Source organism: Dyella koreensis (assembly GCF_044904565.1).
GTDB lineage: Bacteria > Pseudomonadota > Gammaproteobacteria > Xanthomonadales > Rhodanobacteraceae > Dyella_D > Dyella_D koreensis.
The window spans coordinates 249,897-263,592 of the sequence record NZ_JADIKD010000009.1 but is presented as its reverse complement, the minus strand read 5'-3'; the positions used below and the strand labels follow the sequence as shown (position 1 = coordinate 263,592).

Annotated in this window: 10 protein-coding genes and 1 riboswitch; of the genes, 4 read left to right on the top strand and 6 right to left on the bottom strand. The window is 63.7% G+C overall.

The genetic code is table 11. The features are described 5' to 3' along the window. The first annotated feature begins 165 nt into the window (after positions 1-165). A complete protein-coding gene (locus ISS97_RS08585) occupies positions 166-2,508 on the top strand; it encodes a S9 family peptidase (RefSeq protein ID WP_379985247.1) in 2,343 nt (780 codons plus the stop codon). A gap of 67 nt (positions 2,509-2,575) precedes the next feature. Here ISS97_RS08585 and ISS97_RS08580 read toward each other — a convergent pair whose 3' ends face one another. Genes ISS97_RS08580 through ISS97_RS08570 form a run of 3 tightly spaced genes read right to left on the bottom strand, consistent with a single transcriptional unit; the run spans position 2,576 to position 5,998 of the window. Beyond that, complete coding sequence (locus ISS97_RS08580; protein ID WP_379985248.1) at positions 2,576-3,463, bottom strand: hypothetical protein; 888 nt, start codon at positions 3,461-3,463, stop codon at positions 2,576-2,578. Between the two features lie 35 nt (positions 3,464-3,498). Beyond that, complete coding sequence (locus tag ISS97_RS08575) at positions 3,499-5,610, bottom strand: M56 family metallopeptidase (protein ID WP_379985249.1); 2,112 nt, start codon at positions 5,608-5,610, stop codon at positions 3,499-3,501. Position 5,611: 1 nt separating this feature from the next. Next, positions 5,612-5,998, bottom strand: a complete 387-nt coding sequence (locus ISS97_RS08570; RefSeq protein ID WP_379985250.1) for a BlaI/MecI/CopY family transcriptional regulator — start codon at positions 5,996-5,998, stop codon at positions 5,612-5,614. 587 nt (positions 5,999-6,585) lie between these two features. On the opposite strand from ISS97_RS08570, the gene ISS97_RS08565 reads away from it, so the two are divergent. From ISS97_RS08565 to ISS97_RS08555, 3 genes are all read left to right on the top strand, one after another. Continuing rightward, positions 6,586-6,783: a hypothetical protein gene (locus tag ISS97_RS08565; RefSeq protein WP_379985251.1), complete on the top strand. Its 198-nt coding sequence runs from the start codon at positions 6,586-6,588 to the stop codon at positions 6,781-6,783. 7 nt (positions 6,784-6,790) lie between these two features. After that, positions 6,791-7,660 carry a prohibitin family protein gene (locus ISS97_RS08560; RefSeq protein ID WP_379985252.1) on the top strand — a complete coding sequence of 290 codons (870 nt, stop codon included), beginning with the start codon at positions 6,791-6,793 and terminating at the stop codon, positions 7,658-7,660. 201 nt (positions 7,661-7,861) lie between these two features. After that, positions 7,862-8,488, top strand: a complete 627-nt coding sequence (locus ISS97_RS08555; RefSeq protein ID WP_379985253.1) for a DUF2076 domain-containing protein — start codon at positions 7,862-7,864, stop codon at positions 8,486-8,488. A gap of 479 nt (positions 8,489-8,967) precedes the next feature. On the opposite strand, the gene ISS97_RS08550 is transcribed toward ISS97_RS08555, so the two are convergent. The 3 genes from ISS97_RS08550 to ISS97_RS08540 are packed head-to-tail and all read right to left on the bottom strand — an operon-like array spanning position 8,968 to position 12,835. Beyond that, complete coding sequence (locus ISS97_RS08550) at positions 8,968-9,993, bottom strand: ribonucleotide-diphosphate reductase subunit beta (RefSeq protein ID WP_379985254.1); 1,026 nt, start codon at positions 9,991-9,993, stop codon at positions 8,968-8,970. A 56-nt stretch (positions 9,994-10,049) separates the two neighbouring features. Then, a complete protein-coding gene (locus ISS97_RS08545) occupies positions 10,050-10,397 on the bottom strand; it encodes a DUF4180 domain-containing protein (RefSeq protein WP_379985255.1) in 348 nt (115 codons plus the stop codon). A gap of 32 nt (positions 10,398-10,429) precedes the next feature. Continuing rightward, a complete protein-coding gene (locus tag ISS97_RS08540) occupies positions 10,430-12,835 on the bottom strand; it encodes a ribonucleoside-diphosphate reductase subunit alpha (RefSeq protein WP_379985531.1) in 2,406 nt (801 codons plus the stop codon). Positions 12,836-13,101: 266 nt separating this feature from the next. Next, a riboswitch (cobalamin riboswitch) is annotated at positions 13,102-13,315 on the bottom strand. Positions 13,316-13,696: the final 381 nt, after the last annotated feature.

Genomic DNA, 13,696 nt, shown 5'->3' with positions numbered 1-13,696 from the left:
CAGGGGAGGGTTGGGGAGGGGTGAGTACTTGCGATCGCCTTCCCCCTTCCCACCAGGGACTTCTGGCAGGGGTCGGCCCATGACCTCCGGACTACGATCCATGGGTTTGGATGTGTCGGCCACGGCGGGCCATCGCGGTAACGCCTTTCCTTGGGGAGTAGAAGCATGGGTTTGAAGATGGACGGGTCGCGCCTGTTGGGCGCGCTGGTGCTGAGTGCGTTGTCGGCTGGCGCGGTGGCGCAGACGACGACGCTTACGGCGGATGATTACGCCAAGGCCGAGCGCCTGATGGGTTACAACACGGTGCCGCTGGTCGATCATGCGGTACAGGGGGTGGCGTGGCTGGATGATGGCCATTTCGGCTATCGCGAGCATGACGCCGCCGGCGATCACTATCTGCGCATGGATGCTGCGGGCAAGGCTTCGCCGGCGTTTGACCAAGCCAAGTTCGCCGCGGCGTTGAGCAAGGTGTCGGGCAAGACGGTGGATGCGAAGAAGTTGGGTATTACTGACTTCAGCGATACCGCCGATGGTCGCCTCGATGTGAACCTGCGTGGCAAGCATTACCTGTGCGATCTGAAGGCGGAGGGTGTGTGTGTCGCCGGCAAGGGCGCCAAGGAGTCGTCGGCGAAGGGTGGCAACGAGCCGGGTGTGCTGTCGCCCGACAAGAAGACCGAAGCTTTTATCCGCAACTGGAATTTGTGGCTGCGCGATGCCGGTACGGGTGCGGAAACGCAGCTCACCACCGATGGTGTGGAAGATTTCGGTTACGCCACCGACAACGCCGGCTGGAAACATAGCGATGAGGCGATCCTGGTGTGGTCGCCGGATTCGAAGCAGATCGCTACCTTCCAGCAGGATCAGCGCAAGACGGGCGAGATGTATCTGGTCACGACGAATGTCGGCCATCCCAAGCTGGAGAAGTGGAAGTACCCGCTGGTGGGCGATGAGCATGTGACGATGATCGAGCGCGTGATCATCGATGTGCCGGCCAAGAAAGTGGTGCGCCTGAAGATGGCGCCCGACCAGCACCGCTCCACGCTGTGCGACGACGTGAGCTGTGGCCGCGATGGCGGCTGGGACGATGTGCAGTGGGCAGCCGATGGCAAGACGCTGGCTTTCGTGTCGTCCTCGCGCGATCACAAGCAGGCCTGGTTCCATATCGCCGACGCGGCGACCGGTACCGTGCGCACGGTGTTCGACGAGAAAGTGCCGACCTACTACGAGAGCGGCAACGGCAAGGTCAACTGGAGCTATCTGCCGGAGACCAACGAGGCGATCTGGTTCAGTGAGCGCAATAACTGGGGCAACCTCTACCTGTACGACCTGAAGACCGGCAAGCTCAAGCGCGCGATCACCACTGGCGAAGGCAATGTCACCGAAGTGCTGAAGGTCGACGCCAAGACGCGCACGCTGTGGTTCCGTGGCGTGGGACGCACCGATGGTGTGAACCCGTATTACCAGCAGTTCTGGAAGGTGAGCCTGGACGGCGGCAAGCCGACGCTGCTGACGCCGGAGGCTTCGGACCATGCCGTCGTGCTGTCGCCGGACGGACGTCTGTTTGTGGATACCTATTCGACGCCGATCGTGCCGCCGGTGACGGTGCTGCGCTCAGCGCTCGATGGCAGCAACGTGGCCGAGGTCGCCAAGGCGGACATCAGCCGCCTGCTCGCTTCCGGCTGGAAGGCGCCAGAGCCGTTCACGGTGAAGGGGCGCGATGGCAAGACCGATCTGTACGGCCTGATGTTCAAGCCGACGAACTTCGATCCGAGCAAGAAGTACCCGATCGTCGATTACGTGTATCCGGGTCCGCAGACCGGATCCGTCGGCACGCGCAGCTTTACGCCGGCGCGCGGCGATCATCAGGCACTGGCCGAGCTGGGTTTCATCGTGGTCGCCATCGATGGCATGGGTACGCCGTGGCGCTCCAAGGCGTTCCACGATGCGTATTTCGGCAACATCATCGACAACACGCTGCCTGACCAGGTCGCTGGCCTGAAGGAACTGGGCAAGCGTTACGCGTGGATCGATCTCGACCGCGTAGGCATGTGGGGTCATTCCGGTGGTGGCAACGCCACGGTGGGTGCGATGTTCATGTACCCGGACTTCTTCAAGGTCGGCATCGCCGAGAGCGGCAACCACGACAACCGCAACTACGAGGACGACTGGGCCGAGAAGTGGCAGGGCCTGCTGGTGAAGGACAAGGACGGCAACAGCAATTACGACAAGCAGGCCAACCAGGTCTATGCCGACAAGCTCAAGGGCCACTTGCTGCTCGCGCACGGCACCATGGACGACAACGTGCCGCCGTATCAGACCCTGCTGGTGGTGGATGCGCTGATCAAGGCCAACAAGGACTTCGATCTTTTGCTGATTCCCAATGCGCACCATGGCTACGCCACGGCCGGTTATTACATGACGCGCAAGCGCTGGGATTACTTCGTGCGCAACCTGATGGGCGCGACGCCGCCGAAGGAATATGCGTTGAAGCCGCCGAAGATGGATTGATGGGCGGACGGTAAAAGAAAACGGCGGCCATCATGGCCGCCGTTTTTGTTGGTGTCTGCGTAGCGTGTCAGTTCGCGCTGGCCGCTTGCGCCACGCCCTTGGCCAGGGCTTCGTCCATCAGCTTCCGCAGTTGTTCGTTGGCTTGCGTGGTGGCGCGTTCCTGGCGCTTGCTCAGCGCTTCCTGCTCGGCGCCCAGGGATGCCTGTTGTTTGCCGAGCACGGTTTGCTGGCGGCCCAGCGCTTCCTGCTGGTCGCCCAGCATTTTCTGTTGGGCTTCGAGCTCTGCCTGGGCGGAGGCCAGTTGCTTGCGTCCCTCCGCGATCTCGCTGGCCGGCTTGCCCTGGGCTTCGAGGGAGGCGAGCTCGGCTTCGCGGCTGGCAAGCATGGCCTGCTTGCTGGCCAACGAGCCCTGGCGCGCACCCAGCGCGCCCTGTTCGGCGCCGAGCTTGCCCTGCTGTCCACCGAGCTTGCCTTGCTCGCCGCCAAGTTTGCCTTGCTCGTGGCCGATGGCTTCCACTTCGGCGTAGGCGGCCTTGGCTCGCGCGACGTAAGCGGGATCGCGGACCACCCATGCTTTGTCGCCGCGGCGGAACCACAGAAAAGTGGATCGTTTGTCCTGCAGTTGCTGGATGGTGTGCAGGTCCTGCTCGGAGCCATTGATGGTGACCGAGTCGCCGTCGATCAACGCGAAGCCCTCGTTGGCGCCATGGGTATGGATGGAGATATGGCGGCCGGTAAGTCCCGCCGTATAGGCAGGCGGCGCCGGTGGCGCTGGCGGCGGAGAGGGTGGCGCAGGCGGTGCCGGCGGCGTAGGTGGCGTTGGCGGCACGTAGGTGCTCTGCCAGCCAGACGCGCTGGCGCTACCGAGAGGCATCAGGCAGAGCAGGGTGACGAGCGCCGCCGATATCCAGCGTGTGCGGGATGGCGAACGAAGAGGCTGGTAGCGCTGCGGCATGGCGAGGAATCTCCTGGGAAGAGTGGGTGGATCGCTTAGCGGCTGCCCGCGGGTTGTGCGACGCCTTGAGCCAGCGCTTCATTGAGCAACTTGTCCATTTGTTCGTCCACGCGAAGCGTCATCTCGCGCTGGCGCTTGGACATCTCCAGCTGTTGGCGTGACAGATCGGCTTGCTGCCGGTTGAGTTCGGCTTGTTCGCGATTGAGGTCGGCCTGCTGACTGGCGATATCCCTGAGCTGGCTGTCGATGCCGCTGAGGCGTCCATCGATCGCGGCGTTCTGCGCGTCGGTACTTGCTTCACCACTGACTTGCCGCGCGAGGCTCAGGCTTTGGCGCTCTTGGTTAATGGCCATGCGGCGCGATTCGAGTTCCACGTGCCGCGCGGCAAGCGCACCCAGCCGTGCGCCCAGTCCGCCCTGGCGACCCGCCAGTTCGCCTTGCCGGCCGGCCAGCTCACCCTGCTGGCGTGCCATATCTTTGGTCGGGGCGTAGGCGGCCTTGGCGCGCTGAATGAAGTCGCGATCGTGCACGACATAGGCGGCGTTTCCGCGTCGGAACCAGAGCATCGAATCCGATGACGAGCTACGAAGGCGTTTTGCGATCTTCAGATCCTCGGTATCGCCGTTCATGGTGATGCTGTCGTGATCGAACAGAGCGAAGCCGCGTTCGGCGCCGGTATACACATCGATGTCCATGTGGCGCGCGTCGCCGAGGTCCGCTGCATACGGTGCGGGCGGCATTGGCGGTGTGGGAGGCGTCGGCGGCGTGGGCGGTGTCGCAGGCGTAGCGGGCGTCGCCGGTGTGGCTGGCGTCGCGGGCACGGGCGGTACCGCGGGTATCGGATAGGGCTGCGGTGTCGGCGAGGCCGCGACCATCTCGCGTGGTGCGGGTGCCGGCTTGGGCGTGGCGACCGGAGAGGGGGTGGGCATGGGATGCGCCGCCACACCCATAGGTTTCGCACTGCGCGGCGGCGGGATATCCGGCATCGGCGGGGGCGGTGGCACTTCGTCAGTCGTCGACACGGTGCTGTCGGAGGTGCGCTTGGCTGGCGTCGCGTCCTGCGAGGTTTCACTCATGCCGGGATTGACGTTGCTGTTGTTGATCTCCATGCCGCGCGCGGTGACGCGATAGGGCAGCACGCCGGCCGCCGCCACCAGCGCCACCAGCAGCCAGCCGCGCACGCGCGGCGTGGTGTCGTTGACGGATTGCTGCAACATGAGCAGTCGCCTTTTCAGGTTCTGAAACGTGGGAGATGCACCGGCCAGGCCGGAAGGCACAGGGAAGGCCACACCGAGACGCAGCAACAGACGGCCGTAGTCCTGTGGTTCGGCGCGCGACTGCCGCAGTACCTGCGCATCGCAGGCGGCTTCGCGATGGAATGCGTATTCGCGCATCGCCCAGCCCACCAGCGGATGGAAGAAGAACACGCGCTGCGCGATCGCCGGCACCCAGCCGAGCCACAGATCGCCGCGACGCAGATGAGCCAGCTCGTGTGCAAGCGCCATCGCCGCTTCCGCCGGTGCCAGCGTGTGTTCGGCGGGCAGCAACACCAGCGGACGCCATAGTCCAGTCACCTGCGGCGAGACGATGGCATCCGATTGGCGCAGTTCCGGACAGCGGCGCAGGCCGAGCGCGTGTGCTTGCTGGGCGCAGAGGTCGTGCATCGTGTCGTCGTGGAGCGGCATCGAGCCGCGGATCACGGCGCGCGTCTCGCGCCATTGACGCAGGGCCAGCAGCAGTTGCGCCGCCATGCCGAGCAGCCACAGTGCCACCAGCGTTTCGCGCCAGGGCCACGGTGTGGATGCGGGCGCGATGGTATGCGTCTCGGTCACGATTGGCGCCGCGACCACCGGGGTCTCGATGGCCTGGATGATTTCGGTGCGGTCACGATGCGCTACGGCGACGTTGGCGACATCGGGCAAGGCCGATGGCGGCGCCAGCAATGGGAGTTCCAGCGGCTTGGCCAGCAACAAGCCAAGCAGCAGTTGCAATGCCACCAGCCACCACATCATGCAGCGCATGGCGGGCGACAGGCGCGGCACGCGGCGGCCGATCCACCACAGCGCCGCGATCAGAACGGCGGCCTGGATGGACGTCCAAACGAGGCGGGGGAAAACGGCGTCGGCAAAAGCGCTGAAGCTGTCCATGTCAGCCCTCCTTGCGTCGCGATTGAAGCTGGTTCACCAGTGCTTGCAGCTCGGCCAGCTCGTGGTCGCTGACTTCGGCCTTCTCCGACATCCATGCGACGAAGGGCGAGACCGAGCCGGACAAGGTGTTCTCCACGAATTGCCCCACCGCCTGCCGCATCGCTTCGCCCGGGCCGGTGGCGGTGCTGTAGCGATACATGCCGCTGGCCTGCCGGCGGCGCAGATAACCCTTGCTGCGCAGACGCTCCATCATGGTGAGCACGGTGGAGCGCGCCAGGCCGCGCGGTTCGCCGAAACCGCTGGCGACTTCGCCCACGGAGACGGGTTCGTGTTCGGCCAGGTAGTGGAGCAGGGCGAGTTCCTGGTCGCCAATGGAAGGCTTGGACATGATCGTGACGCCGGGTGACTACAGGTGTAGGCACGCTACGCCTTGACTACAGGTGTAGTCAATAGGTCGGGCGGCAGGGAGGCGATGTCACAAGGGCGTTACCCCTCCCCAACCCTCCCCTGCGAGCAGGGGAGGGAGCAAGTGTCGCAAGTCCTTAGCTCTTTGCCCCTCCCCCTGCTTGCGACGCGAAGCTAGTCCCGTGGGACAGGGGGAGGTTGGGAGGGGGTGAGTACTTGAGCCAACCTCTCAGCTTCTCGCATTACACCCAACGTAATGATGTAGCGAAATCGCGCCACTCCAAATTTTCGAGAGTAGAATCCGCCGCCGTCGTCACCTGCCTCGCGCACTGGAGTGCGCATATGAAGACTTTCGACGTTCGTCGTTCGCTTCTTTCCTCGCGCTGCGTGTCGCAGCCGATCTACGCGCCGCAGCGCCGGGCCATGCCCATCTAGCCAACGCCCTCCGGCGTAACGCCCATCGATTCCTTGAGTGCTTCGGCGTCAGCCGAACGCATCATCACGCCGTGCATTCGCGGCGATGTGGCGCACGCCGATAACCCTTCCCCGTCACCGCACTGGAGTGCCGTCATGAAGACGCTGTTTTCGCGCGCAGCCGACAGCCCATGGCTGTTGCTGCTCTGTCTGCTGTTCTACATCGGTTTTATCGGTCCGCTACTGATCTCCGCGACGAACACGCTTGCCGTGGTCGTCGGCCTGGTCCTGTTCGGCCTGCTTGCGGCGTGGAGCTATCGCTTCATGCGCCGCTTTCTCAGTCACAAGGAATGATCGAACCATGAAACGCCCGTTGATGATGTGTCTCGCGCTTTCGACCCTGATGCTCGCCGCCTGCGACAAGGTGCCGGCGGGCAATGTCGGCGTGAAGTTCCAGATGTACGGCGATGGCAAGGGCTCGCTGCAGGAACTGCCGCCCGGACGCTACTGGGTAGGCTGGGGCTATGAGATGTACACCTTCCCCACGTTCACCCAGACCTATACGTTCACGCGCTCGTCGAACGAAGGACGGCCGGTGGATGAGTCGTTGAGCTTTCAGACAGCGCAGGGTCTGATCGTGAATGCCGACGTCGGCATCACGTATCACATCGATCCGTCCAAGGTGACGCTGATCTTCCAGAAGTACCGCAAGGGCATCGACGAGATCACCGACATCTACCTGCGCAACATGATCCGCGACGCGCTGGTGAAGGAGGCCTCCGGCCTGGATATCGAATCGGTCTACGGCAAGGGCAAGGCTCGCCTGATCGACGCGGTGCAGAAAGACGTCGCCGATGAAGTGGCGCCGGTCGGCATTGTGTTGGAGAAGATTTATTGGGTGGGTGAGCTGCGTCTGCCTGACAACGTCGTGCAATCCATCAACGCGAAGATCCAGGCGACGCAGATGGCCGAGCAACGCCAGAACGAAGTCGCCCAGGCGCAGGCCGAGGCGCAGAAAGTGGAGGCTGAAGCGCAAGGCAAGGCGCAGGCACAACTGACCATCGCGCAGGCGGAAGCCAAGGCAATCTCGCTCAAAGGCGAGGCGTTGCGGCAAAACCCGAACGTGGTGCAGATGTCGGCGATCGAGAAATGGGACGGCCACCTGCCGACCTACAACGGCGGTGGCGCCCTGCCATTCGTGAACCTCACGGCGCACGAAGCGTCGAAGTAAAACCCGCGGCGGGGCGTACGCGCCCCGCCGTCATCAGAAGCTGATTCGCATGCATCGCAACTTCTTGTCGAACTGAACCGACGATCCCAACGAATGGCAGGGTGACCTTGATGTCATCCGCCGCAGGCATACATCCGACTTTGACGTGTCCAGGCCTGGCCGCCGGATATCGAATCCCACATCCCCACGAGGACGCACCCCATGAATCCCCAGGAACAACAACTGCTCGAAGATTTCCTGCAACGCCTCGCCGCCGTGCGCGGCGTTGCCAAAGACCCGCAGGCCGACGCACTGATTCAGCAGCGCCTCGCCAGCCAACCCGACGCGTTATATCTGCTGGTCCAGCGCAGCCTGTTGCAGCAACAGGCGCTGGATAACGCCAAGGCACAGATCGCCCAACTGCAGGCGCAGCTTGGCGGGCAGGGTGGTGGCAGTTTCCTCGGTGGCCAGGCAGGTGCGTGGAACCAACCGCAGTCAGCAACACCGCCACCCGCACAGGCACCGGGTTGGCGCGAGCGCTTGTTCGGTGGCGGCGCGCCAGCGCCGCAAGCACAACCGGCCGCCGCCCCGAGCTTTCTCGCCAGCGCCGCCACCACCGCCGCCGGCGTAGCCGGCGGCATGTTCTTGTTCAACGGCATTGAAAGCCTGATGGGTGGCCACCACGGCGGCGGCTTCTTCGGCGACAACCAGCCGAACGTGGTGGAAAACATCACCCAGAACAACTTCTACGACGACAGCGCGTCGCAGAACGACAGCGATCAGGATTTCGCGCAGACGGATAGCGATTTCAACGACGACATCGGCTTCGACGACAACAGCTGGGCGTGATGGACTGCGCGGCTTAGTTGTTGATCGATAGCCACGTTATCTCGAGCACCCAGACCCCACCCCAACCCTCCCCTGCGTGCAGGGGAGGGGGCAGAAGCTTTACTAGGCGATGCGTCAGCGAGCCCGTAACCGAGGCCCCTGTGGAGCGGTGAGGGTTGGACGATCAGGCCCCGAAGGGGGCGCAGGCAGGACGCCTGCGCCTTTTCGACACGACAGGGACGTCGTGTCGAAAAGCCCGGCCAACCCTCACGAACCCGCAGGCGAAGCCGGAGGGCGCGCAAGAGGGGTGCCTTTTCTTTTGGTTACTTTTCTTTGGGCAAGCAAAGAAAAGTGACCCGGCTCGCGGCAGCGAGACGGAAGCCCGCCGCAGGCGGACCAGTGCAAAACAACGCGACAACCGAGCGACAACACCACTGGATTCCGGCCTACGCCGGAATGACGAAATCGACACGCCGGTAAGACGAAGTAAGAAGGCGCAACTAGAACGACATATCAAAGGCGACCTCGCCCTCAACCCCCACCTGATACGCCGACACCCGCCTCTCAAAGAAGTTAGTCACTTCCTGCACATCCTGCAGATCCATAAAGTCGAACGGATTCTTCGCCCCATACTTCTTCGGCAGATCGAGCTGAGTCAGCCGCTGATCGGCGCAATACTCCAGATACTGGCGCATATCCTTCACCGACAGACCCGCCACGCCACCGGAAAGTACATCCTCCGCGAACTGCGTCTCGCAGGCGATGGCATCTTCCAGCATCTGCTCGATCTGCACGCGCATGGCGTCATCGAACAGCTCAGGCTCCTCCGCGCGCACGGTGTGCACCACTTCGAACGCAAAGCCCATGTGGCCGGACTCATCGCGAAACACCCAGTTGGTGCCCGAGGCCAAGCCATGCAGCAGGCCGCGCGAACGCAGGAAGTACACGTAGGCGAACGCCGCAAAAAAGAACAGGCCTTCAATGCATGCTGCGAAGCAGATCAGATTGAGCAGGAACTGCCGACGTTGCTCGCGCGTTTCCAATCGATGCAGATTCTGGATGGAGTCGATCCACTTGAAGCAGAACTCACCCTTCTGACGGATCGAGGGGATGTTCTGAATCGCGTCGAACGCTTTATGGCGCTCGGCGGGATCGGGAATGTAGGTGTCCAGCAGCGTCAGGTAGAACTGCACATGCAGCGCTTCCTCATACAACTGGCGCGACAGATACATGCGCGCTTCCGGCGAATTGATGTGCTGGTAAAGATTCAGCACCAGGTTGTTCGACACGATGGTGTCGCCGGTAGCGAAGAACGCCACCAGGCGGTGGATCAGATGGCGATCCGCATCCGACATCTTCGACTTGAGGTCGGTGACATCCAGCGAGAAGTCCACTTCCTCCACCGTCCAGGTGTTCTTGATGGCGTTGCGGTACATCTCGTAGAACTCGGGGTAGCGCATGGGGCGCAGGGTGAGTTCGAAGCCGGGGTCGAGGATGCGTTGGTTGCGTTCGGACTGAGTGGACACGGTGGTTCCCGATAGATGTTCTAGTAGGTATATCGACGGCTGGCGCCAGGGGCGCGCTAGGCCGCCGACCGGGAGGTCAGCCACTCGACCGCCTCAGCCGTCGAGTGGACGAAACGGACGGAAGCGTGCGTGGCATGCTCCCGGGCCAGCTCCGCAAAGCGTTCGCCGTAGGACGAGAAATCCTTGATCACCACGGCGACGGGGATGCGGTAGTTGGTGAACTTCTGAAACAGCTCGCCGGCCAGTCCGGTGCTGAGCAAGAAGAAATCCTTCGACACGTCGTCTTCCGTCACCACCAGTCCGTCCGAGCCAAAGCTGGCGCCCACGGCGTCGGCGATATCGCCGCGCGAGTGGATGGACAGCGCTTGTTCGGCAGCGATGATGATCGATCGCTCCAGTGTCATGAAGGGTTCTCCCGGATCCGGCCGGCGATGGGTTACTGGCAGGCTTCGCAGTACTCGGGGTTCTCGAGTGAGCAGAACACCGCAGCGTTGGCCTGATCCTGGTCGACCACGGGTGCTTCGACCTTCGCCGCCGGAGCGGACACCGTCGTCTTGGTGATCTTGGTGGCGGGACGCGAGCGCAAGTAATAGGTGGTCTTCACCCCCGACTTCCATGCATACATGTACATGGAGCTGAGTTGGCCGATGTTCGGGTTCTCCATGAACAGGTTCAGCGACTGGCTCTGGTCGATGTACGCACCGCGCGATGCGGCCAGATCGATCAAGGCCTTCTGCGGCAGCTCCCAGACGGTGCGATAGATCAGGCGCAGGCGCTCCGGAATCGCGACGATGCCCTGGATGGAGCCTTCGGCCAGCTTGATCTGGTCGCGGACTTCCGGTGTCCACAGGCCGAGTGTCTTCAGCTCGTCGACCAGATGGCGGTTCACTACCAGGAAGTCGCCCGACAGCGTTTCGCGTTTGAACAGGTTGCTGACCTGCGGCTCGATGCACTCATAGCAGCCGGCGATGGAGGCGATGGTCGCGGTCGGAGCGATGGCGATCAGCAGCGAGTTGCGCAGGCCGTGCTGCTTGATGCGCGCACGCAGGGCATCCCAGCGCGCGGTGTCGTGCGGCGCGGCTTGCTGCCAGTAATCGAACTGCAGTTCGCCATTGGCTGCGCGGCTCTCGTCGAAGCCCGGATGCGCGCCGGCCTGTTCGGCAAGTTCGTTCGACATCGACAGCGCGTTGAAATAGATCTCTTCGGCGATGCGCGTCGACAGCGCCAGTGCTTCGGCGGAGTCGAACGGCAGGCGCAGCTTGAAGAACACATCCTGCAGGCCCATCACGCCCAGGCCCACCGGGCGCCACTTGCGGTTGGCGGTGGCGGCGGTGTCGATCGGGTAGAAGTTGAGATCGATCACGCGGTCCAGCTGACGCACCGCGGTGCGCGCGGTGGCAGCGAGCTTCTCGAAATCGAACACGCCGTCGACGACATGGCGCGCAAGATTGATCGAGCCGAGGTTGCACACCGCCGTCTCACCCGCGTTGGTCACCTCGAGGATCTCGGTGCACAGGTTGGACAGGTGGATGACGTTCTCGGCCTTGGCCGTCTGGTTGCTGGTGGCGTTGCTGCGATCCTTGAAGGTCATCCAGCCGTTGCCGGTCTGCGCCAAGGTGCGCAGCATGCGGGCGTACAGCTCGCGGGCCTTGACCTTCTTCGCGGCGAGGCCACTGGTTTCGGCTTCGCGATAGGCGCGCTCGAAGGTCTCGCCCCAGCTGTCGACGAAGTGCGGCACGATCTTGGGATCGAACAGCGACCAGTCGCCATCGCTCTCCACGCGGCGCATGAATTCGTCGGGAATCCAGTTGGCCAGGTTGAGGTTGTGCGTGCGGCGCGCTTCGTCGCCGGTGTTGTCGCGCAGTTCGAGGAATTCCTCGATGTCGGCGTGCCACGGCTCCAGGTACACGCAGGCCGCGCCCTTGCGCTTGCCGCCCTGGTTCACCGCGGCGACCGAGGCGTCCAGCGTCTTCAGCCACGGCACCAGGCCGTTGGAATGGCCGTTGGTGCCCTTGATCAGCGAGCCGCGCGAACGCACGCGCGAATAGGCCAGGCCGATGCCGCCGGCGAACTTGCTGAGCTTGGCGACGTCGCCGTACTTCTCGTAGATCGACTCCAGCGAATCGGTGGGCGAGTCGAGCAGGAAGCAGGAGCTGAGCTGTTCGTGCGCGGTGCCGGCGTTGAACAGCGTGGGCGAGCTGGCGATGTATTCCAGCGACGACAGCAAACGGTACAGCTCCAGCGTCTCGCCGATCTCGTTGCCGCCCAGCGCGCAGGCGATGCGCATGAAGAAGTACTGCGGCGTCTCGATGACCTTGCGCTGCTGCGGATGGCGCAGCAGGTAGCGGTCGTACACGGTGCGCAGGCCGAAGTACTCGAAGCGGCGCGTAGCGTGGACGTCGATGGCGTCGTTGAGCTTGCGCGCGTTGGCGGCAACGAAATCGCGCAGGCGACCGTTGAGGATGCCCAGTTCCGAGCCGCGTGCGATCGACTGCGAGAAGCTCTGGATTTCCTGGCCGCTCACTTCCTTGTCGACGTACGCGCCAAGTAGGCGCGCGGCGAGCTGGCCGTATTCGGGTTCTTCGGCAGTGAGCGCGGCGGCAGTGCGGATGGACAGTTCGTCCAGCTCGCGCGTGGTGGCGCCGTCGTACAGGCCGCCGATGGTCTTCAGGGCCACGCGCAGCGGGTCGACCGCGTGCAGGCCTTCGCCGGCGCGGGTCACCGCGCGCACGATCTTGTTGACGTCGACCACTTCCTGGCCGCCATTGCGCTTGGTGACGCGCATCTGGCCGGGGTTGTGCGGGGGAGTGAGGGCAAACGGGGTTTCCGCGATCGCTTCCATCGCCGCGGGCGTGTGGGTGGCAGGGGCCGCCTCGGCGGCGGGGAAAGCGGATGCGTCCGCGCGGTCGTCAGTGCGCTCGCGCGAGTCGGTATCGATAGGTTGCATGGCGGCATCGCTCCAGGCCAGGGAAAACATTCATCAACTACCTGCTCCCGCGCGCAGGGGCTGAGACGATGGCGATTTGCGCGGACGGTCGATCGGCAGGGCAACGCGCCCTGCGCCACGACGCGCTTCCCCGCGGAAGCCGCCATCACTCACCGCGAAGCTCAGTTCGCGATGTGCCGGCAGGTCTTCGGACTCGCAGACATGGGCCTTGCGACCCGGCCTACTCGCTCCCGCTTCCCAGCCACAGTGGGCCAGTGCGATGGGGGCTTTCGTTTCTGCTTACCGCTGCGGGGCAGTTCCGGATTCGCACCGGATTCCCTATTAAGCCAATCCGACCGTGGGTCTGAGAGTGGCACCGACGGGGCACAACATATCGGGTGGGATGGGGTGGGTCAACCCAATAAGTTGTGCATAAGGCGGTGGATAAGTGGGGTGGGGCGGGATGGGGTGCGGGGTTGGCGGGGATTGGAAATTTTTTAGTGGGGGTTCGGAAGTGTGGGGGTGGCTTCCTCTTCCTCGTGGGGGGCGGGAGCGGCCCTTGAGCCATTCCCGCCTACTTCGTCATTCCAGCGAAGGCTGGAATCCAGTAGTGAAGTGCTTCGATTGTCGCGTCTGCGTGCCCTGGCTCGCCTGCCGCGGGCTTCCGACTCGCTGCCGCGAGCCGGGTCACTTTCTCTTTGCTGGCCCAACCCCCCGAGGGGGCCTAGAGAGAAAGTAACCAAAGAGAAATGGCCTGAGAGCAGGCGGCGCGCTCTG